The sequence below is a fragment of the Phytoactinopolyspora alkaliphila genome (assembly GCF_010550695.1).
Lineage (GTDB): Bacteria > Actinomycetota > Actinomycetes > Jiangellales > Jiangellaceae > Phytoactinopolyspora > Phytoactinopolyspora alkaliphila.
On sequence record NZ_JAAGOB010000003.1, the window covers coordinates 331,539 to 352,116 of the forward strand.

General features: G+C 68.8%; 15 protein-coding genes. 7 read left to right on the top strand and 8 right to left on the bottom strand.

The window, feature by feature from the left end; translation table 11 throughout:
* Position 1: 1 nt before the first annotated feature.
* Positions 2-952, bottom strand: coding sequence for a deoxyribose-phosphate aldolase (gene deoC, locus G1H11_RS07540; RefSeq protein WP_216843543.1), 951 nt, complete (start codon positions 950-952; stop codon positions 2-4).
* Positions 953-1,226: 274 nt separating this feature from the next.
* On the opposite strand from deoC, the gene G1H11_RS07545 reads away from it, so the two are divergent.
* Positions 1,227-2,501, top strand: a complete 1,275-nt coding sequence (locus G1H11_RS07545; protein WP_163817595.1) for an amidohydrolase family protein — start codon at positions 1,227-1,229, stop codon at positions 2,499-2,501.
* A gap of 97 nt (positions 2,502-2,598) precedes the next feature.
* Here G1H11_RS07545 and G1H11_RS25165 read toward each other — a convergent pair whose 3' ends face one another.
* The gene (locus G1H11_RS25165; protein ID WP_163817597.1) at positions 2,599-4,473 is read right to left on the bottom strand and encodes a phospho-sugar mutase; all 1,875 of its coding nucleotides are present in this window, start codon (positions 4,471-4,473) and stop codon (positions 2,599-2,601) included.
* A 150-nt stretch (positions 4,474-4,623) separates the two neighbouring features.
* Positions 4,624-5,448 (bottom strand): purine-nucleoside phosphorylase, encoded by an 825-nt coding sequence (locus tag G1H11_RS07555; RefSeq protein WP_163817599.1) that lies wholly within the window; start codon positions 5,446-5,448, stop codon positions 4,624-4,626.
* Between the two features lie 195 nt (positions 5,449-5,643).
* On the opposite strand from G1H11_RS07555, the gene G1H11_RS07560 reads away from it, so the two are divergent.
* The 4 genes from G1H11_RS07560 (at position 5,644) to G1H11_RS26940 (ending at position 11,299) form a co-directional block, all read left to right on the top strand.
* Entirely contained in the window at positions 5,644-6,012 is a 369-nt protein-coding gene (locus G1H11_RS07560) for a peptidoglycan-binding domain-containing protein (protein ID WP_163817601.1), read from the top strand.
* A 62-nt stretch (positions 6,013-6,074) separates the two neighbouring features.
* Complete coding sequence (locus G1H11_RS07565; RefSeq protein ID WP_163817603.1) at positions 6,075-7,592, top strand: UxaA family hydrolase; 1,518 nt, start codon at positions 6,075-6,077, stop codon at positions 7,590-7,592.
* 584 nt (positions 7,593-8,176) lie between these two features.
* Positions 8,177-9,556 carry an NAD(P)H-quinone dehydrogenase gene (locus tag G1H11_RS07570; protein WP_163817606.1) on the top strand — a complete coding sequence of 460 codons (1,380 nt, stop codon included), beginning with the start codon at positions 8,177-8,179 and terminating at the stop codon, positions 9,554-9,556.
* 114 nt (positions 9,557-9,670) lie between these two features.
* Complete coding sequence (locus G1H11_RS26940; RefSeq protein ID WP_343074823.1) at positions 9,671-11,299, top strand: LuxR C-terminal-related transcriptional regulator; 1,629 nt, start codon at positions 9,671-9,673, stop codon at positions 11,297-11,299.
* A gap of 130 nt (positions 11,300-11,429) precedes the next feature.
* Here the strand turns inward: G1H11_RS26940 and G1H11_RS07580 are convergent, their stop codons facing one another.
* From G1H11_RS07580 to G1H11_RS07595, 4 genes are all read right to left on the bottom strand, one after another.
* A complete protein-coding gene (locus tag G1H11_RS07580) occupies positions 11,430-12,836 on the bottom strand; it encodes an FAD-binding oxidoreductase (protein WP_163817608.1) in 1,407 nt (468 codons plus the stop codon).
* Between the two features lie 164 nt (positions 12,837-13,000).
* Positions 13,001-14,224 (bottom strand): hypothetical protein, encoded by a 1,224-nt coding sequence (locus G1H11_RS07585; RefSeq protein ID WP_163817610.1) that lies wholly within the window; start codon positions 14,222-14,224, stop codon positions 13,001-13,003.
* 116 nt (positions 14,225-14,340) lie between these two features.
* Positions 14,341-14,736 (bottom strand): PPOX class F420-dependent oxidoreductase, encoded by a 396-nt coding sequence (locus G1H11_RS07590; RefSeq protein WP_163817612.1) that lies wholly within the window; start codon positions 14,734-14,736, stop codon positions 14,341-14,343.
* 79 nt (positions 14,737-14,815) lie between these two features.
* Positions 14,816-16,591: an ATP-binding protein gene (locus G1H11_RS07595; protein ID WP_163817919.1), complete on the bottom strand. Its 1,776-nt coding sequence runs from the start codon at positions 16,589-16,591 to the stop codon at positions 14,816-14,818.
* Positions 16,592-16,895: 304 nt separating this feature from the next.
* Here G1H11_RS07595 and G1H11_RS07600 point away from each other — a divergent pair, with 304 nt between their 5' ends.
* Positions 16,896-18,062, top strand: a complete 1,167-nt coding sequence (locus tag G1H11_RS07600; protein ID WP_163817921.1) for an acyl-CoA dehydrogenase family protein — start codon at positions 16,896-16,898, stop codon at positions 18,060-18,062.
* Between the two features lie 8 nt (positions 18,063-18,070).
* Complete coding sequence (locus G1H11_RS07605; RefSeq protein WP_163817614.1) at positions 18,071-19,600, top strand: acyl-CoA carboxylase subunit beta; 1,530 nt, start codon at positions 18,071-18,073, stop codon at positions 19,598-19,600.
* 299 nt (positions 19,601-19,899) lie between these two features.
* On the opposite strand, the gene G1H11_RS07610 is transcribed toward G1H11_RS07605, so the two are convergent.
* Entirely contained in the window at positions 19,900-20,541 is a 642-nt protein-coding gene (locus tag G1H11_RS07610) for a Maf family nucleotide pyrophosphatase (protein ID WP_163817616.1), read from the bottom strand.
* Positions 20,542-20,578 lie beyond the last annotated feature (37 nt).

Sequence of the window (20,578 nt, forward strand, 5' to 3'; positions counted from 1 at the left end):
ATCAGTCCAGGGTGAAGTAGTCGGGGCCGGCGTAGCGGCCGGTGGTCATCTTCTGCCGCTGCATGAGCAGGTCGTTGAGCAGGCTCGACGCCCCGATCCGGAACCAGTCCGGGCTCAGCCAGGCGGCGCCCGCTGTCTCGTTGACCAGCACCAGGTACTTGATGGCGTCCTTGGTGGTCCGGATGCCGCCGGCCGGCTTGACGCCCACCTGGCGCCCGGTGATGTCGAGGAAGTCGCGGACCGCCTCGAGCATGATCAGGGTGACCGGCAGGGTCGCCGCCGGCGATACCTTGCCGGTGCTGGTCTTGATGAAGTCGGCGCCGGCCAGCATCGCCAGCCACGAGGCGCGGCGGACATTGTCGTAAGTGGCGAGTTCGCCCGTCTCCAGGATGACCTTCAGGTGGGCGCTGCCGCAGGCTTGCTTGACCGTGCTGATCTCCTCGAAGACCTGCGCGTACCGGCCGGCGAGAAACGCTCCGCGATCGATGACCATGTCGACCTCGTCGGCGCCGGCGGCCACCGCGGCACGTGTGTCGGCCTGTTTGACCTCCAGCGTGGTACGTCCGGACGGGAAGCCGGTGGCGACGCTGGCCACCTTGACGCCGCTCCCGCGCAGGGCTGCTTCGGCGGTGCTCACCAGGTCCGGGTAGACGCAGATGGCGGCGACCCGGGGGACGCTGGGGTCGGACGGATCGGGACGCTGCGCCTTGGCGCACAACGCGCGGACCTTGCCGGGGGTGTCCTGGCCCTCGAGCGTGGTGAGGTCGATCATGGAGATGGCCAGGTCGATGGCGAACTGCTTGGCCGTGGTTTTGATGGAACGGCTGGCCAGCGTGGCCGCCCGTGCTTCCGCGCCTACCTGATCGACGCTGGGCAGGCCGAGCAGGAACTGGCGCAGCGACGCCTGTGACGACGTCACGTCGGCCAGGTGCGCCTCATTGAGCACAGTCACGAGTCCGAGTCTAGTGCCCTGCGTGAGAACTCCTTTGTCACCGTCTCTGCCGCCCATGCGGCGCCTTGCTGCGTTGTCGTCGTCGCTCGATGGTTCCACATCGAACTCCTCCTCCGCCTTGCGATGCATCCACCTGGATGACAGATCCGGCAACAGACTCCCCACGCAGGGCACTGGGCGCTGGCACCGCCAGGGTCGGAACCGTCCGCATGCGAGGCTGTACGGCGGGCGGACGCCGCCCCGAGACTCAGGACGACGATTGCGGAGGGACGACGTGGGAGAGCGTGACGACGCCGAACGTGTGGTGGTGACCGGGGGGCCGATGGTACTGCCGCAGGGTATCCGTGACGGTCTCGCGGTGGTGGTCGAAGAGCGGCGGATCACCGCGGTGCGGCCACGCACGTCCACCGATATCGCGGACGGTGACGCTGATAGCGCCCAGGTCGGCCACGCCGTCGCGGACCGGCAGGAGAGCGGCACGCGGGTCGTGGACGTCGGCGGCCGGCTGATCACGCCTGGCCTGATCGACCTCCACGTCCACGGTGGCTGGGGCATGTCCTTCGACCGCTCGAACCAGCCGGGAGGCTCCGACGCCGTTCCCGAACTGCTGCGCCGCTTCGCTCGCGCCGGTGTCACGTCCATCCAGGCGAGCCTGGTCTCCGCCGAGGTGGACGAGCTGGCTGCCCGGCTGGACGCGATCGCCGCTGGTGGCCGGGTCCACCGCGACGCTTCCGACGGTGCGGAACTGCTCGGTGTCCACCTCGAGGGTCCGTTCCTGACCCGCGCGCAATGCGGCGCGCATGATCCCGCGGTGCTGCGGGCACCGTCGTCGGACGACGTCGCCGCCCTACTTGAGCACAGCGGGAGCATCGCGATGATCACCCTGGCGCCGGAGCTTCCCGGTGCGGTCGAGGCCGTCCGGCGGTTCGCGGAAGCCGGCGTCGTGGTCGCGGCTGGGCACAGCGAGTCTTCTCCCGCCGAGCTCGCCGAGGCCGCTTCGGCGGGCCTGAGTCACATCACACATTTGTGGAGCGGCCAATCGAGCGTCACCAGGAAAGGGCCGTGGCGCGTGCCGGGCCTGCTGGAGGCGTCGCTCGCGTCGAATTCGCTGACCGCTGAGGTGATCGCGGACGGGCGGCATCTACCGGCCGAGCTGCTCGAGATCGCCCGCCGATGCCTGGGAGAGCGGCTGATCGTCGTCTCCGACGGTACCGAAGGGACGGGGATGCCCAGCGGCTACCGTTACGATCTCGGCACCGTGCGCTGCGAAGTGGGCGACGGGGTCGGCGTCGTCATTGGAGCCGACGCGTTCGGGGGAAGCACCACCACCGTGGCGCAGATGCTGGAGCACCTGTGCACCGATCTCGGCTGGCCGGTGACCGAGGTGGTCGCGATGGCCACCAGCCGGGCCGCCGATGTGGCGGGCGTGGGCGCGCGCAAGGGGACCATCGCGGTCGGCATGGATGCCGATCTGGCCGTCTTCGACCCGGGCTTCAGCGCCTGGGGAACGATGCTCCGCGGCCACTGGCTCTCCGCTACCGCGGCCTAAATGATCATGTAAACCATGCCTTCTCGTGCTTCACCATGCCTGCAGGCCTGGTATCGCACGAGAAAACATGGTTTACATGATCATTTGGGGCAGCTGGCTAGAGAGCGAGGACGGCGGATATGCCGTCGCGGAGGGCGGCGAGGCGTTGCCGGGCGACGCTACGGGCCGCGTCGACGTCGTCGTTCACCACGTCCTCCACCGCTTCGAGGTAGCACTTCAGCTTCGGTTCGGTCCCGCTCGGCCGGATGATGACCCGCGAGCCGTTGTCCAGGTAGTAGCGCAGGCCGTCCGTGGGCGGCAGGCCGTAGGCGCCGGTGTGCAGATCCTGGGCCGCCGCCACCGCGGCGCCGCCGAACTCGGCCGGCGGGTGCCGGCGCAGCCTGCGCATGGCGTCGGTGATGAGCCTCACGTCGCCGACTCGTACGGACAGCTGGTCGGTAACGTGCAGGCCATGCTGCCGGGCGAGATCATCGAGCACATCGCCGAGCGTGCGGCCGGCCGCCTTCGTCTCGGCGGCCAATTCGGCGAACAGCACCGCCGCGGAGATGCCGTCCTTGTCTCTCACCGATTCCGGGTCGACGACGTATCCCAGCGCTTCCTCGTAGCCGTACGTGAGGCCCGGAACCCGGGAGATCCACTTGAAGCCGGTGAGCGTCTCGACGTGGTCGATTCCGTGCGCCGCCGCGATCCGCCCGAGCAGCCGAGACGAGACGATGGAGTTCACGAAGACACCCGAGCCGGTCTTGCCGGCGAGGTGCGCGCCCAGCAGTGCTCCCACTTCGTCGCCGTGAAGCATGCGCCACGGACTCCCGGCGGAGGTGGACGCGGGCGAAGGGGACGGGTCAGTGGCCGGCGTGGTGCCCGGTATGGCCACGGCCAGACGGTCGGCGTCCGGATCGTTGGCGAGTACGACGTCGGCCCCGGCCTGCGTCCCCAGAGTGAGCGCGAGATCGATGGCGCCGGGTTCCTCGGGGTTGGGGAAGGCGACCGTCGGGAAGTCCGGATCCGGCTCGGCCTGCTCCGGAACCGGTCGGACGTCGGTGAAACCGGCTCTGGCCAGCGCCTCGACGCATGTGCTTCCACCGACGCCGTGCAACGACGTGAGCACGATCCGCAGGTTCCGGGCCGGCGAGCCGAGCTGGGCGAGCCGTTCGCGTGCGGCGTCGATACGTTCGCGCAGCGCGGCGATCCGCTCGTCGGCCACGGATTCCTGCCGATCTGAGACGACTCGGCCCGAGCCCGAGCGAGGCGAATCGGGCTGAGCCGAGGCGGCGCGACCGGGGCCGGAGCCCGGCGTCGCGACGCGCGCGGCGGCGTCGATGTAGGCGTCGACGACATCCTCTCCGATCACCGTCCAGCCGTCCTCGGCGCGCGGCACCCGGGACGTGTAGTGGACATCGTGGATGTAGGAGGCGATCTCGGCGTCGATGGGGGCGACGATCTGCGCTCCGGCGTCAGGCCCGCCGAGGTAGACCTTGTAGCCGTTGTCCTGGGGTGGATTGTGGCTGGCGGTGACCATCACGCCCGCGTCGGCGTCGAGGCGCCGGAGGGCGAAGGCGAGGACCGGTGTCGGAAGCTCGCGCGGCAGGAGCAGCACCTCGACACCCGCGGCCGTCAATACCGCGGCTGTGTCGAGCGCGAAAGTGCGGGATCCGTGCCGTGCGTCGTATCCGACCACCACCCGGTGCCGCTCTCCGTGTACAGGCTCGCGCATGGAACGCAGGTACTCGGACAGGCCGGCGGCGGCGCGGATGACCACCGAACGGTTCATCCGGTTCGGGCCGGCTCCGAGCGCGCCCCGCAGGCCGGCGGTGCCGAAGGACAGGAAACCAGCGAATCTGTCCCCGAGGTCGGCCATCGCGTCGGAGTCGCCGTCGGTGGCGGCCTTGAGCAGGGCGCTCAGTTCGGCTCTCGTCACGGGATCGGGGTCATCGGCAAGCCATGAGTGGGCCTCGTACAGCACGTCGTTCATCGGCGGCCTCCTCGGATCGGTGCGTGGATGCAACCTATCTCGTAGCCCCAGGGCGAATCCCGGCATGCCAGGGTTTGTGGTCGCTGTCGAGGTCGAAATGTCCGATTTGTGGAGCCACAAACCCTGGCATGCGCCGGGATAGAGGGGTGGTTAGGGGAGGCGGGCGACAATCGCGGCGAGCAGCGATCCGATCCGGGGCGCGGCGGCACGGCCGGCCTCGAGTACCTCGGCGTGGCTGAGGGGCTGTGGGCTGATGCCGGCGGCGAGATTGGTCACCAGGGAGATCCCGAGCACCTCGACACCGGCCTCCCTCGCGGCGATCGCCTCCAGCGCTGTGGACATGCCGACCAGGTCGCCACCGCCACGTTTCGCGAACTGGATCTCTGCGGGCGTCTCGTAGTGCGGGCCGGGAAACTGGACGTAGACGCCTTCGGGCAACCCGGCGTCCACCTCGCGGGCCACCGCGCGTAGGCGCGACGAGTACAGGTCGGTGAGGTCCACGAACGTGGCGCCCTCGAGCGGGGACGTGGCGGTCAGGTTGATGTGGTCGCTGATCAGGACCGGTGTGCCAGGAGGCCACTCCAGACGCAGGCCGCCGCAGCCGTTCGTCAGCACCAGCGTGGAGACCCCGGCAGCCGCAGCCGTCCGGACGCCGTGGACGACGGCCCGCACCCCGCGGCCTTCGTACAGGTGAGTGCGGGCGCCGAGAACGAGCGCGTGCCGGCCGGTGTCGCCGATCCGGATGGACCGGATGGTGCCGACATGACCGGCCACGGCCGGCCGGCTGAAACCGGGGACGTCGGCGCTGGGGAGCTCGGCCACCGTCTCGCCGATCAGTTCCGCGGCTCCGCCCCAGCCGGAGCCCAGGACGAGGGCGACGTCGTGCCGCTCGATTCCGGTGGCTTCGGCGATATGGCGCGCTGCCTGATCCGCAGCGGCCTGAGGGTCGGCTGCGAGAGTCACGTTCTCGTCCACCGGGTGACTGTATCGCGCTCGGGGACAGCCCCGAGGCCTCCTCAGGGTCGCTCATTCCGCGGTCCTGCGGCCGCGCGCGGAGAGGTCAGCCCGTGGGGTGACGGCCGGCGCAGGCGAATACACCCGTGGGCAGACGCTAACGCCGCCGTATTCACGCAGAGTAGTGGATGTCCACGACTGATCGAGGAGGACGTCATGGCCATCCACGCCACCGCTGTCATCCCGGGTGAGCGACGCGCCGCCACGAGCCGGCCGCGTCGTCTCACCGATGTGCTGTCCGCCCGCGCCGCATGGGCCGCCCGGCGGGTGCGGTTCCGGCTGGACCGCTTGCTGGTCCGGATTCCGGAGGTGGACGCCGACCCGGCGTCGGTGCAGCGCATTCTCGTCGAGATCGGCCGGCTCGAAGCACGGTATGCGACCGGCCGCTGGCACCCGCGGGCCACCCGCGCCCTGACGTCGTTCCAGCGCGAGCTCGGCCTGCGCACCGATGGCGTGGCCGATCGCGCCACCGTGCACGCCCTGGCCCGGGCGTGGCACTCGTCGTCGCGATGGGGAGTAAGCTAGACGGGGAACCGGTTTCTCATCGTAGCGGCCGGTGCTGACCCCGAACGTGCGAAGGAGTGGGTATGACCGCTGGCGGGCGAGTGCTCAAGCTCCGGCCGGACGACTCCGTGGCGGTGACGCTCGACGGCTTACCACCGGGTGCGCCGCTCTCCCTGGGCGACGACGACGCCGCTCTCGCAGCCCGGGAGGCCGTCCCCCCTGGCCACAAGTTCGCCGTCGTCGCCGTTGCCCAAGGTGCCCCAGTCACCAAGTACGGCCAGGTGATTGGGTACGCCACCCGGCCCATCGCCGCGGGGGAGCACGTCCACGTGCACAACGTCGGCTTCGCCGACACTGACGACGCCCGGATCACCACCGGTGGGGTGGCCGCCCCCGATCCCGTCGAACCCGAGACCTTCCAGGGCATCGTCCGGCCCGACGGCCGGATCGCCACCCGCAACTACGTCGGCATCATCACCTCGGTCAACTGTTCGGCCACCGTGGCGAAGCTCGTCGCCGAGAGGGTCCGGGCCTCCGGGATGCTCGCGGCCCATCCCAGTGTTGACGGCGTCGTCGCCATCACCCACCAGACCGGCTGCGGCCTCGCCTCCGACGGCGAGGGCCTGGAGCTCCTGCGGCGGACCTTGTCCGGATACGCCAGGCATCCGAACTTCGGCGGCCTGGTCGTCGTCGGGCTCGGCTGCGAGGTCAATCAGATCGCTGAACTGGAACTCCCCACGAACACAGCCATCACCAGCATGACCATCCAGGACGCGGGCGGCACCGCCGCCGCGGTCCGGGCCGGCGTCGAAGGCGTCGGCGTGCTGCTGGAGAAGATGGATGTCGAGCGGCAACCCGTGCCGGTGTCGGAGCTCATCCTCGGTCTGGAATGCGGCGGATCCGACGGCTACTCCGGCATCACCGCCAACCCGGCGCTCGGTGTGGCGGCCGACCTGCTCGTTGCCCGCGGCGGCACCGCCGTGCTCGGCGAGACTCCGGAGATCTACGGCGCCGAGCACCTGCTCGCCGAACGAGCGATCGACGACGACGTCGCCGCCCGGCTCCTGGAACGGATCGCCTGGTGGCGCGACTACACCGCTAAACACGGCGGCAGCCTGGACAACAACCCGTCGCCGGGCAACAAAGACGGCGGCATCAGCACCATTCTGGAGAAGTCCCTCGGCGCGGTCGCCAAGTCCGGCACCACCCCGCTCACCGACGTGCGGCTGTTCGCCGAGCCGATCACCGCCAAGGGCCTCGTCTTCATGGACACCCCCGGATACGACCCCGTCTCCGTGACCGGCATGGTGGCCGGAGGCGCCAACGTCGTCTGCTTCACCACCGGTCGCGGCTCGGTCTACGGGTGCAAACCGGTACCGAGCCTCAAACTCGCCACCAACTCCGAGATGTACCGGCGCATGTCCGAAGACATGGACATCAACTGTGGTGTCATCGCCGACGGCGAGGCAAGCGTCCAGGAGGCCGGCCAGACGATCTTCGACCGCATCGTCGCGACCGCCTCGGGTGAGCAGACCGCCAGCGAGATTCTGGGCTTCGGAGACGAGGAGTTCGCCCCCTGGCAGCTGGGTGCCGTGATGTGAGACCGGCCAAGGCAGGCGGGCGGGAGCCCGGCCGTGCGCTACGCCTGCGTCGGGCCGTCGTGTGGCGTCGGGTCGTCGTCGGGCGTCGCGTCGTGACGCCTTTTGCTCGTCCTGACTACTTGCAGTCGTGCCTTAGTCCCGGATCTGGCTCCATGGCGCGATGGAAGGGCGTCAGGACGACAAAATGGGGTCAGGAGACGCGTCGATGTTCTCTGATCGGCTCGGTTTCCGCACCGGCGCCGGCCAAGACGCACACAGCAATCTTCACGTCTGCTCGGTACGAGACTTCACCGGCTGTTCTTCACACAAGGATCTTCACAGCCGGCGTGGGATCAGCCGTGTTGATCTGGACGGCGAACGGCGGCCCTCCCTCACACGGCTCGTCGCGCGGTTGTCCGGGTATGGCGTAGAGCGGTCAAGGTTCACACGGCTGTTGACACGAGGCTGCTATGAGCGGCCGGGATGCACACCGAGATCTCACCCTGTGCAGGCTGCGCCCCTGTAATGCGCCAGCCACGCTGAGCAACGGGCTGGCCGCGCTCAGCAAACGGCCGCCGTGCCCCGGGTGGCCACCATGCGGGACAATGGCGGGCGTGACACGTGTGGTGATTCTTGGTGGCGGTCCGGGCGGATATGAGGCGGCCCTGGTGGCCGCGCAGCTGGGCGCGGAGGTGACCCTCGTCGACCGGGACGGGGTGGGCGGCTCGACGGTGCTCACCGACTGTGTCCCCAGCAAGACGCTCATCGCCACGGCCGAGGTGGCCACCGAGGCCGGTGAGTCCGGAGAGCTCGGTATCGCGATCGGCGACGACGTCGGGGTGGACCTGGCCCGCGTCAACGGCAGGGTGCGCAAGCTGGCGCTGGCGCAGTCGGCCGACACGACCGCCAGCGTGGAGCGCGCGGGCGTGCGGATCGTGCGCGGGACCGGTCGGCTGGCCCCGGGGGACCGGGTCGTCGTCGATCTTCACGACGGCGGGACGGACGAGTTCGTCTCCGACGTCGCTCTGATCGCCACCGGTGCGCGGCCGCGGATACTGCCCGACGCCCAGCCCGACGGTGAGCGGATCCTGACCTGGGAACAGGTCTACGATCTCGACGAGCTACCTGAACGGCTCGTCGTCGTCGGATCGGGCGTCACCGGCGCGGAGTTCGCCAGCGCGTACAACGCGCTCGGCTCCGACGTCGTGCTCGTCTCCTCCCGCGACCGTGTGCTGCCCGGTGAGGATGCGGACGCCGCACTGGTGCTCCAGGACGTCTTCGCCCGTCGCGGCCTCACGGTCATGTCCAAGTCGCGGGCGGCATCGGTGAAGCGGGACGGCGACGGTGTCGTAGTGACCCTGTCCGACGGACGCACGGTCGAGGGATCACATTGCCTGATGGCCGTCGGCTCGGTGCCGAACACAGAGGATCTCGGCCTGCAGGACTGCGGGATCGCGGTGGACGACGGCGGCTTCGTCACCGTCGACCGCGTTTCCCGCACATCCGCCCGCGGTGTCTACGCCGCCGGAGACTGCACCGGTGTGCTGATGCTCGCTTCGGTGGCCGCGATGCAAGGCCGCACCGCCATGTGGCATGCGCTGGGCGACGCCGTACGCCCGCTGGATCTGAAGACAGTGGCAGCGAACGTCTTCACCTCGCCAGAGATCGCCACGGTCGGGTGGAGCAGCGCCGCGGTCGAGGCCGGCGAGATCGACGCCCGCACTGTCAAACTGCCCCTCGCCACGAACGCGCGGGCGAAGATGCAGGGTATCCACGACGGCTTCATCAAGCTGTTCTGCCGGCCCGGCACCGGCATCGTCGTGGGCGGCGTCGTCGTCGCTCCCCGCGCGAGCGAGCTGATCCACCCGATCTCGCTGGCCGTCGAGGCATCCGTCACCGTCGACCAGCTCGCGCGGGCATTCACCGTGTACCCCTCGTTGTCTGGTTCCGTGGCCGAGGCGGCCCGCCAGCTTCATCTGCACTGACGTCCGGTTGTCCCGTTGACTCTTCTGGCTCCGGTGCAATAATTCTCGACACCGGGACCTCGTGAGCCCATACGGGATACTGGGGTTTCGGTGGGGGGAAGCCAGGGGGCGCCAGTGACCGAAGTCCTGCCAGAGGCACGAGAGGCTTACCGACGCCGGGAGTGGCGACGCGCGGAAGAGCTGTTCACCGCCGCGGAGGGGCTCGCTGAGCTGGACGCTGACGACCTGCACGCGTTCGCGGACGCGTCCTGGTGGCTGGGCCACATCGACGAATCACTCGGCGTCAGCTCGCGCGCCTACAGACGATATATCGACGAACACCACCCGCGGCCGGCCGCGATGGAGGCACTGAATCTGGCCTATTACCTGGCGCTGCGCGGAGACGTATCGGCAGCGTCCGGTTGGCTGGGCCGAGCCGTCAGACTGCTGGCCCACGAGACCGACTGTCCTGAGCAGGCGTTCCTCGTGTACGCCCGGGACGTCGAGTTCGCCTTGGACGGCCCGGACCTCGACAGCGTCCTTGCGGCCGCCCAGGCCGTGATCGAGGCCGGGGTCCGCCACGACGAGCCGACTCTCGTCGCTCTCGGGCTGACCGGCCGTGGCCGCGGCCTGATCCGGCAGGGGAAGGTCGCCGCCGGTATGGCGGCGCTCGACGAAGCGATGACGTCGTCGTTGCGCGATGGACTATCCCCGGATTGGGTCGGAAACGTCTATTGCAACCTGATGAGCGCGTGTTATGAGGTCGCCGATGTGCGGCGGGCGCGCGAGTGGACCGAGGCAGCAGTGCAATGGGTCGATTCGTTCTCGGCCGCAGTGCTGTTCGCGGGGATCTGCCGGGTACATCGCTCGCAGGTCTTGCAGAGCTCCGGGGCATGGGAGGAGGCGGAAGTCGAGGCGCTGCGAGTCTGCACCGACGTCGAGCACATGGCGGTGGGCACCGCGGCGGAAGCCCACTACCAGGTGGGTGATCTCCGGCGACTCCGGGGAGACTTCGCCGGCGCTCACGAGGCATACAGCCGTTCACATGAACTGGGCCGAGACCCACAACCGGGGTTGGCGCTCCTGCATCTGGCCGAGGGACGGGTCGAGGCGGCCGCTTCGTCGATTCGCTCCGCGCTGATCGCCGAGACGTTGAACCGGCCAGTCCGGGCTCGGCTGTGCGCTGCTCAGGTCGAGATCGCTCTCGCCGCCGACGACGTCGATACCGCATGCAAGGCCGACGCCGAACTCACGGAGATAGCCTCCGCCTACGGCAGTTCAGGCCTGCTCGCCTTGGCCTTTTTCGTGCATGGCCTGGTGGCGCTGAAGGACGGCGGAGCCGCAGAGGCGCTCCCGATCCTGCGCGATGCCTGCCGTCGATGGCGGGAGCTCGACGCGCCGTATGAATGTGCCCGGGTCCGCGCTGTCCTGGCGCAGGTCTACGACGAGCTCGGAGACACCGACGCCGCGGAGGCTGAACGACGAGTCGCCGAAGCGACGTTCGTCCGGCTCGGCGCAGTCCTGGACACGCGGGCGCTGAGCATACGGAAGGGCGGGGCTGCCCTACCGGACGGACTCACCGCGCGAGAGGCAGAGGTCCTCGGGCTCGCCGCCCGTGGGAAATCCAACCGGCAGATCGCCACGTCGCTGGTACTGAGCGAGAAGACGGTGGCGCGGCACCTGTCGAATATCTTTACCAAGATCAATGTGTCGTCTCGAACCGAGGCGGCCGCGTACGCCTTCCAGCACCGCCTCATCCGGTGATCCCGGTAATCCCGGTGATCGCCCCTGCTGAACGGTGGAATGGTCTTTCAGCGGTGGAGGGTTGTGTAGCCCAGGGCGTACAAGACCTTCCACCGCTGAAAGAATCTTCCACCAAACCCCCAACTCCCGGCTACACGCGGGCGGCTGCTGAGGCGAACAGTCCGGTCGGGTCGTAGGTGCGAAGAACCTGCTCCACACGGGCGTCTCGTCCGTGGGTAGCCTCGCGCGGCACGTCGTTCTCGCCCTCGAACCCGGCGAAGTTCATGTACACGCCGCCCGTGGCGAAGGGCCGCATCGCCTGGAAGAACTCGCGGGCCCAGGTCACAACACGCTCGTCGTCCGCGGGGTCGTCCCATATGCAGTCGATGCTGAAGTTGAATCGGGCACCCCGATGCGGGTACGCGCTCTCGTCCGGGGACACCCGGTCGATGGCGCCGCCGAGGGTGCGGATGATCGTCAGTGCCAGCGGCGTCGGCCGCTTCTGGTCGAACGCGATGAATGTGGCGATGGCTTCGTCGGAGAGCTCGTTCATGAAGTGCGATTTGAAATAGTAACGACGGCCGTCGGGCACCATCGGATCGAGCGCGCTCTGCACCTCGACGTAGGGCACGATGCCGCTCTGGTCGATCATCGGCGTTCCCAACTGGCTGTATGGAGCCAGAGCCGCGGCGGAGTCCGCCGGATCACCCGCATAGAGCGCCGCGGCGAGGCACATCTTGATCCCGTGCAGCTCCGCCGGAATCGACGGGTCCGGCGGGATCGACCAGAGTCCTGCCTCGGGACTGACCGTCTCTGGCGCGCTATGTACGGCGTCGCGCCACTTCCGCAGCACCGACTCGGCTTCCTCATACGGGTAGATCACCTGTGTGATGGCGGCGTCCGGTCCGAACGGGCGGAGCCCGAACGTGAACGACGTGACGACGCCCAGCCCACGTCCAGCACCCTTGGCTGCCCAGAACAGGTCCGGGTTCTCCGTCGCGCTGACGTCTCGCAACTCCCCGTCCGCGGTGACGATCTCCATAGAGATGACGTTGTCGCAGGCCAGGCCGTAAGCTCGCTGCAACTGGCCCATGCCGCCACCGAGGGTAAGCCCCGCGACGCCGGTGATGGACACCTCGCCGCCGGTGGTCACCAGGCCGTGTGCCTGGGTGGCACGGTCCACGTCGGCCCACCGGGCGCCTCCCTCGACCCTCGCGGTACACGCGGCGGGGTCGACGGTGACGCTGTTCATGAGGGATAGATCGATCACGAGTCCGTCGTCGCACACTGCGCTCCCCGCGACCTGGTGACCACCGCCTCGCACACTGATCTCAGGACGGTAGACGCCCGCGATCCGCACGGCAGCGGCGACATCGTCGGTGTTGATGCAGCGCACGATCACGGCGGGGTGCCGATCTATGACGCCGTTCCAGACTCGGCGAGCCTCGTCGTACCTGGTGTCTTCGGGGGTGATCACCTCGCCGGCGACGGCGTCACGCAAGTCACCGATCATGTCGGTGGCGGCGGGTGTTGTCGGGGTGTTCTCAACGGTCGTCATGGTGGACTCCTCGGTCTCCTTGCCGAGAGACACTAGGGAGAACACCCTGGACTCATCATCGAAAGAATGGCGCAACCCCGGATCTCGCCGATGGGTAGTTCTTCACACAACCCACGAGGACTGGCGTGGCGATGTGCGTACCGGCCACCGCCCGGGGGGCGGGCTTAGAAGTCGAAGCCGCCGCCGAAGTCGCCGCCACCTTCGAACCCGCCGCCGAAGTCCCCACCGCCGCCTTCGAAGCCGCCGCCGAAGTCTCCGCCGCCGGCCGCGTCACCTGCTCCGGCCCCGTACGCGAGGGGTGCGGCCATGGTGGTGCCGAGCATGGTGCCGACCATCATCGCGGGCAGGACGGCGCCGTAGTATCCGGCGGCCCAAGCACCGTACGCGGGTCCGGCGTCCCAGTACGGCCGACGCTCACCATCGGCTGTGGTCACCAGCCGGGATTCGGGATCCAGACCCTGTTTGACCCGGTACGCGTCCGCGGCGCAGGCCGGTACGCCCCGAGGCACACCGCCCTGCGGCGCCCATTGGACGTCCTCCACCGACGGGCCGTGGCTGGGATCGAAGAAACATGGCATCCGCCGCTCCGGCAGCGGCTCTCCGGACATCCGGGCGCCGACACAGCCAAGGAGCCAGCGGCCCTCCTCCAGCGCGTGGGTGACCGGCTTGAGGTCCGCGGGCTTCTCCGCCCGGTCCGCGTAGAGCTTGGCGTTCTCGTAGAGATCGAGTGCGCGGCCGTACTCGCGGCGCGCCTCGATCGGCACTTTGGAGTCTTCTCGCACGTCCAGGTCCAGCGCCGAGAGCCGTTCGCCGTAGGCGGTGATGTCCTCGTCGAGGACACCGCGGACCTGCTCCAGTTCGGCGCGCTCCCGGTTGAGCTTGTTCCGCCGGTACAGGAGAAATCCGCCGCCGCCCGCGGCCAGGAGGATGGCCAGCGGCAGAATTCCGCCCCCGCCACCGCGCGGGCCGGTACCCCCGCCTTGGCCATCGGTTTGGGTCTCGGCGAGCCCTTCTACTCCGCTGATCGCGTTCTCGATGAACTCAGGAAGGTCGTTCGAGATCCGGGAGGCCGAGACCACCGTGGGCTGAACGCCGTCAAGGAGTGTCGAGTCCGCGTTGACGCTGAGATTCGGCAAGACCGCGATGTAGGTGCCGTCTGAACCGACCGCCCGGGGGAACGCAGCGAGGGACGGATTGGCACCGGCGGCAGCGGGCAACACCGCGACCCAGATCGGCGTCGATGCGTCGCGGAGCTGTTCGAGCGCGTCGGCTTGTTCGGCGTCGGTGAACGGTATCCCGGCGTCCTCCAGCTCGGCCTCCGCGTCGGGATGGACATAGAGGCACGAGTCTCTCAATGCCTGTGCTGCGTCATCCCATGCGTTCGACATAACCCCATCATCCAACGTGAGCCGATCCGGCGCCAGCCTGGGGTGGCCGTGATCATCAACGATCTGTGGTGCTCACAAGGGGCGTGTCGTTGATGGCCACGGTAGAGCGCCGGAAGTCAGCGCCCGGACTGCTCGTTCACGCGGTCCACCTTCACCCGGATGGTGATGCGGGTCTCGTGCGGCTTGTGCCATTGGTAGTTCTCGCCGGTGTACTTCCGTGCCAGGCGGTCGATCACGTCATTGCCGTCCTCGGTGCTCAAGGACGCGGTACCTGTGACGCTGGCCCAGCTGAAGTTGTCGTCGGGGTCCAAGACACTCACCGAGATGGACTGGTTCTCCCGGAGATAGCGCTCCTTGGCCCGGTCGATCGCGGTGTTGAGGAGGATGTCGTCGCCGTCGACGTCCAGCCAGACGACAGAGTTGTGCGGTGTGCCGTCGGGACGCAGCACCGTCGCCCAGCCCAGAAGCGGACGGGAGAACAGTTCACGGGCATGGTCGCTCAATGCGGGCATCAGGATGTGCTCCTCGCGTATGGGTCGATCTTCTTGACAAGGGAAGAACGCCGGCCGGCCGCTACGTCATCCCCACAGGTCAGCGATCCGGGCGGTCGGCGATACGGCAGATCACGGCACCGTTCGAGACGGTGGCGCCGACGGCGGCGGTGAGATCGGCGACGACGCCCGCCTTGTGGGCCGTGAGCGGCTGCTCCATCTTCATCGCCTCCAGCACGACGACGACGTCACCCTCATTGACCTGCTGGCCTTCTTCGGCGATCACCTTGATGATGGTGCCTTGCATCGGCGAGACGAGTGCGTCGCCCCCGGCTGCGGGCGCGCCGGCATGGGCCGAGCCTCGTCGCACGGGCTTGCGAGCAGCCCCGGCCGAGGCGCCGGAAGCGCCCAGCCCGGCGGGCAGGACCACCTCGAGGCGTTTGCCGCCCACCTCGACGGTCACCCGCTCGCGCTCCGCGCCGTCGGACCCGCTCCCCCCGGGACTACCCGTGTATGCCTCGACGGTGTTGTCCCACTCGGTCTCGATCCACCGGGTGTGCACCTGGAACGGCTTGCCCGACTCGGCAGGCACGAACGCCGGTTCGTCCAGCACCGCGCGGTGGAACGGGATGACGGTGGCCAGTCCCTCCACGTCGAACTCGGCCAGCGCCCGGCGGGCGCGCTCGATCGCCTGCTCGCGGGTAGCGCCGGTGACGATCAGCTTGGCCAGCAGGGAGTCGAAGTTCTGCCCGATGACGCTGCCCTGCTCCACGCCGCTGTCGAGGCGCACGCCCGGGCCCGCCGGCGGGCGGAACGTGGTGACCGGGCCAGGCGTGGGGAGGAAGTTGCGGCCCGGGTCCTCGCCGTTGATCCGGAACTCGATGGAGTGCCCGCGCACCGGGGGGTCGCCGTACCCGAGTTCCTCGCCCTCGGCGATGCGGAACATCTCCCGGACCAGGTCGATGCCCGTGACTTCCTCGGTCACCGGGTGCTCGACCTGCAGGCGGGTGTTGACCTCGAGGAAGGAGATGGTGCCGTCGGCCCCGACGAGGAACTCGCAGGTGCCCGCCCCGGTGTACCCGGCTTCGCGCAGGATCGCCTTGGACGCCTGGTAGAGCTGGGCGTTCTGTTCCTCGCTGAGGAACGGTGCGGGTGCCTCTTCGACCAGCTTCTGGTGCCGTCGTTGCAGCGAGCAGTCGCGCGTGGAGATCACTGCTACACCGCCGTGCTGGTCGGCCAGGCACTGAGTCTCGACGTGGCGTGGCCGATCCAGGTAACGCTCGACGAAGCACTCACCGCGCCCGAACGCCGCCACGGCTTCGCGGACGGCGGACTCGTAGAGCTCCGGTATCTCTTCGAGGGTGCGGGCCACCTTGAGGCCGCGCCCGCCACCACCAAAGGCGGCCTTGATGGCGACCGGCACGCCGTGCTCCTCCGCGAAGGCGACGACCTCGTCGGCGCCGGTGACGGGTTCGGCCGTCCCCGCCACCAGGGGCGCACCAGCGCGCTGGGCGATGTGGCGAGCGCTGACCTTGTCGCCAAGCGCCATGATGGCGTCCGGCGACGGGCCGATCCAGATCAGCCCGGCGTCGATCACCGCCTGGGCGAACGCCGCGTTCTCAGCCAGGAAGCCGTAGCCGGGATGCACGGCGTCGGCTCCGGACCGCGCCGCGACGTCGAGCAGCTTGCCTATCGCCAGATATGTATCTGCGCTCGTGTCACCGCCGAGGGCGTAGGCCTCCCCGGCCATCCGCGCGTGCGGGGCGTCGCGGTCGGAGTCCGCGTACACGGCGACACTGCCGATGCCCGCGTCCCGGCAGGCGCGCACGATCCGCACCGCGATCTCGCCGCGATTGGCGACGAGTACCTTGCTGATCCGACGGTTGCCGACGCTCACCTGGCTGCTCCTCCTCCGACTGGTAGGGGAGTCTAGTGTCCATGTGTCTGGTTTGGCGCACAGCCTGAAAGCACGCCGGAGTGTGCCTGGTGAGCACCACTCGGGCGTCAGCGGTCAGCACCACCCCGAGTGGGATTCTTCTCACCATCGCGACAACACCACATCGATCAACCGTGAGACGGTGGTGACTACGGTAGAAGGGTCGCTCACCATGGACGACCCCGTGGTAGGACGGCAGCACCGTCAGGCGACAGCATGGTCAGTCTGGAAGGGCAGGAGAACAATGGCGTTCGAGCTCTCCGCGGAACACGAGTCGTTCCGCGCCGTGGTCAGGGATTTCGCCAGTGCCGAGATCGCGCCGCACGCGGAACGGTGGGATCGTGACCACCACTTTCCGGTGGACGTGGTCCGGGCCATGGGCGAACTGGGCGTGTTCGGACTCACCGCTCCGGAGGAGTACGGCGGGTCCGGCGGCGATCTCACCAGCCTGTGCGTGGCGATCGAGGAGATCGGCCGGGTGGACCAGTCCCTGGGGATCACCCTGGAGGCAGCCGTCGGACTCGGCATCAACCCGATCCTCACCTACGGCGACGATCACCAGAAACAGCGGTGGCTGCCGGACCTGGTGGCCGGCCGCGCGCTGGCCGGGTTCGGCCTGACGGAGCCGGGGTCCGGTTCGGATGCCGGAGCTACCTCCACACGCGCCGTCCTCGACGGTGATGAGTGGGTCATCGACGGCTCCAAGCAGTTCATCACCAACTCCGGCACCGAGATCACCTCGTGCGTGACCGTGACAGCGCGCACCGGCGAAGGCACTGCGCAGCGGCCCGAGGTCTCCACGATCATCGTCCCTTCCGGAACCCCTGGCTTCACCGTCGAACCTGCCTATAACAAGCTGGGCTGGCATGCCTCCGACACTCATCCGCTGACGTTCTCTGGGGCCAGAGTCCCGGCCGACCATCTGCTCGGCACCCGAGGTCAGGGTTTCGCGCAGTTCCTGGCTACGCTCGACGACGGCCGGATCGCCATCGCCGCCCTAGCGGTCGGGTGCATCCAGGCGATGCTGGACGCGTCAGTCACCTACGCCAACGAGCGCACTGCCTTCGGGGTACCTATCGGCAGCAAGCAGGGTGTCGCGTTCCAGGTGGCCGACATCCAGGTGATGGCCGAGGCCGCGCGGCTGCTCACCTACAAGGCGGCCGCACTGCGTGACGCCGGCGCGCCGCGTGACGCGGTGAAGAAGGCTGCGGCCATCGCCAAGCTCTACGCCACGGAGTCGGCCGTCACCGCCACGCGCATCGCCACCCAGGTACACGGCGGATACGGCTTCATGGAGGAGTATCCCGTGGCACGCTTCTACCGTGACGCGAAGATCCTGGAGATCGGCGAAGGCACCAGTGAGATTCAGCGGATGCTCATCGCTCGCGGGTTGGGCCTGCCGGTCGAGTGAGGACGGACATGGGTGAAGACCATTTCGCCGACGTCGGAGCGGCCCGCGAGGCGACGCTGCGCCCCTCGGACGCCGGAGCGGCAAAGCTCAAGGCCCAGGGCAAGCTGTACGTCCGGGACCGGCTGAACCTACTGTTCGACGAGGGCACGTTCGTCGAGGACAGTCAGCTCGCCAACGCGATGGCGTCAGGACTACCCGCCGACGGCGTGGTCACTGGGCGCGGCCTGGTGGACGGGCGCCCCGCGCTCGTCGTCGCCAATGATCCCACCGTGAAGGCCGGGTCGTGGGGCGCGCGGACGGTCGAGAAGATCGTCCGGGTCACCGAGCTCGCCCTGCGTGACGAATTGCCGGTGTTCTGGTTCATCGACTCGGCCGGTGCGCGGATCACCGACCAGGTGGAGCTGTTCCCCGGCCGGCGCGGGGCCGGGCGGATCTTCCACAACCAGGTGGCGCTGTCCGGGAAGGTGCCGCAGATCTGCTGCCTGTTTGGCCCCAGCGCCGCTGGCGGGGCGTACATCCCGTCGTTCTGCGACATCGTCGTCATGGTCGAGGGCAACGCCTCCATGTACCTCGGCTCGCCGCGGATGGCGGAGATGGTGGTGGGGGAGCGGGTCACGCTGGAGGAGATGGGCGGTGCACGGATGCACGCCACCGTCTCTGGTTGCGGGGACAACCTCGCCGTCGACGACGCCGACGCCATCGACCAGGCGAAGGCATTCTTCTCTTACCTTCCGTCCACGTGGCGCTCGGCCCCGCCCGTCTACACGAGCGCCGCGCCCTCACGCACGTTCGGACGTGATCTGGTTCCGGCCGACGAGGGCTTGGGCTACGACATCCACGACGTCATCGACGCGATCCTGGACGAGGACTCCTTCTTCGAGGTCAAGCCGTTGTTCGCGGCCGAGCTGGTGACCGGGTTCGGGCTGCTCGAGGGGCAAGTCGTGGGCGTCGTCGCCAATCAGCCCGCCGTCAAGGGCGGCGTGCTCTTCGTTGACTCGGCCGACAAAGCAGCTCGGTTCATCTGGCTGTGCGACGCGTTCAACGTTCCGCTCGTGTACCTCGCTGACGTGCCCGGATTCATGATCGGCTCCGAGGTGGAGAAACAGGGCATCATCCGCCACGGCGCCAAGATGATCACCGCCGTCTCCGAAGCGACCGTGCCGACCGTGTCGCTGATCATCCGCAAGGCATACGGCGCCGGTCTGTACGCCATGTGCGGACCCGGGTTCGGGCCGGACGCCTGCCTTGCCCTGCCCACGGCCAAGATCGCGGTGATGGGCCCCGAAGCGGCGATCAACGCGGTGTACTTCAACAAGATCGCCGCGATCGAGGACGAGGCCGAGCGGGCGGAGTACGTCGCCGGTCTGCGCCAGGAGTACGAGGCGGACATCGACATCCTGCGGCTCGCCTCGGACCTCGTCATCGACGCTATCGTCGAACCGGAGCAAGTGCGCGACCAGCTCGTGGCCAGGCTCGCCGCCGCCGTGCACAAGGACCGCAGGTTTTCCGACCGCCGGCACGGAGTGCCGCCGGTTTGACTTTGGCCGTGCTCGGTGAGGTGGATGTGCCCCGGGGGGTGGCCGGCGGTGGCGGTGGCTGTGCCCGGGGAAGGTGGCGGTGACCGGTGGCGGTAGCGGTGGCGGTGGCTGTGCTCGGGGGGTGGCCGGCGGTGGCGGTGGCTGTGCCCGGGGAAGGTGGCCGGCGGCACGCCGAGATCCGTCGTGGCGCTGCGGGTTGTTGGGGTGGGTCGTGGAGCGTGTCGTGTGAAGAATGGCCGGGTGGGCGCGGTCGTGAAGATTGCCGTGGGAAGAATGGCCGGGTGGGGCGGGCCTGCCCGTCATCGGCGCCAGAGTTCGGTGATCGGCACTCCGAGGTCGGCCAGAAGGTTGCGCAGCAGGGGCAGGGAAAGTCCGATGACGTTGTGCGGGTCGCCCTCCACGCCGGAGACGAACGGGCCGCCCAGGCCGTCGATGGTGAACGCACCGGCCACTCGCAGCGGCTCGCCGGTAGCGACATAGGCGTCGATCTCGGCGTCGGTGAGGTCGGCGAAATGGACCCGCGTGGATGCGGTGGATCCGATCGCGCCGCCGGTGCCGCCCATAGCTGCCGAGCGGACGTCCACCAGCCAGTGACCTGTGTGCAGGACACCTGAACTTCCGCGCATGGCCTGCCATCGCGCCGTCGCCTCGGCCGCGCCGGCGGGTTTGCCGTGGATGGCTCCGTCGATCTCGAGCACGGAGTCGCAGCCGAGCACCAGGAAGTCGCCGGAGGTCGTGGCGCTGATCGCCTCGGACTTCGCCCTGGCCAGGGTGAGCGCGGCATCCTCCGCACTGATGGAGCCGAACCTGGCTGTCGCCTCAGCCAGCACCTTTTCTTCGTCCACGCCGGGCGGATGCACCACGGGCTCGATGCCGGCTGAGCGCAGAGAGGCGAGGCGCGCGGGTGATGTCGAGGCGAGAAGCAGGCGGGTGACCGTCACGCGGCCACACTCTACCGAAGTTGATCACTGTCATCGT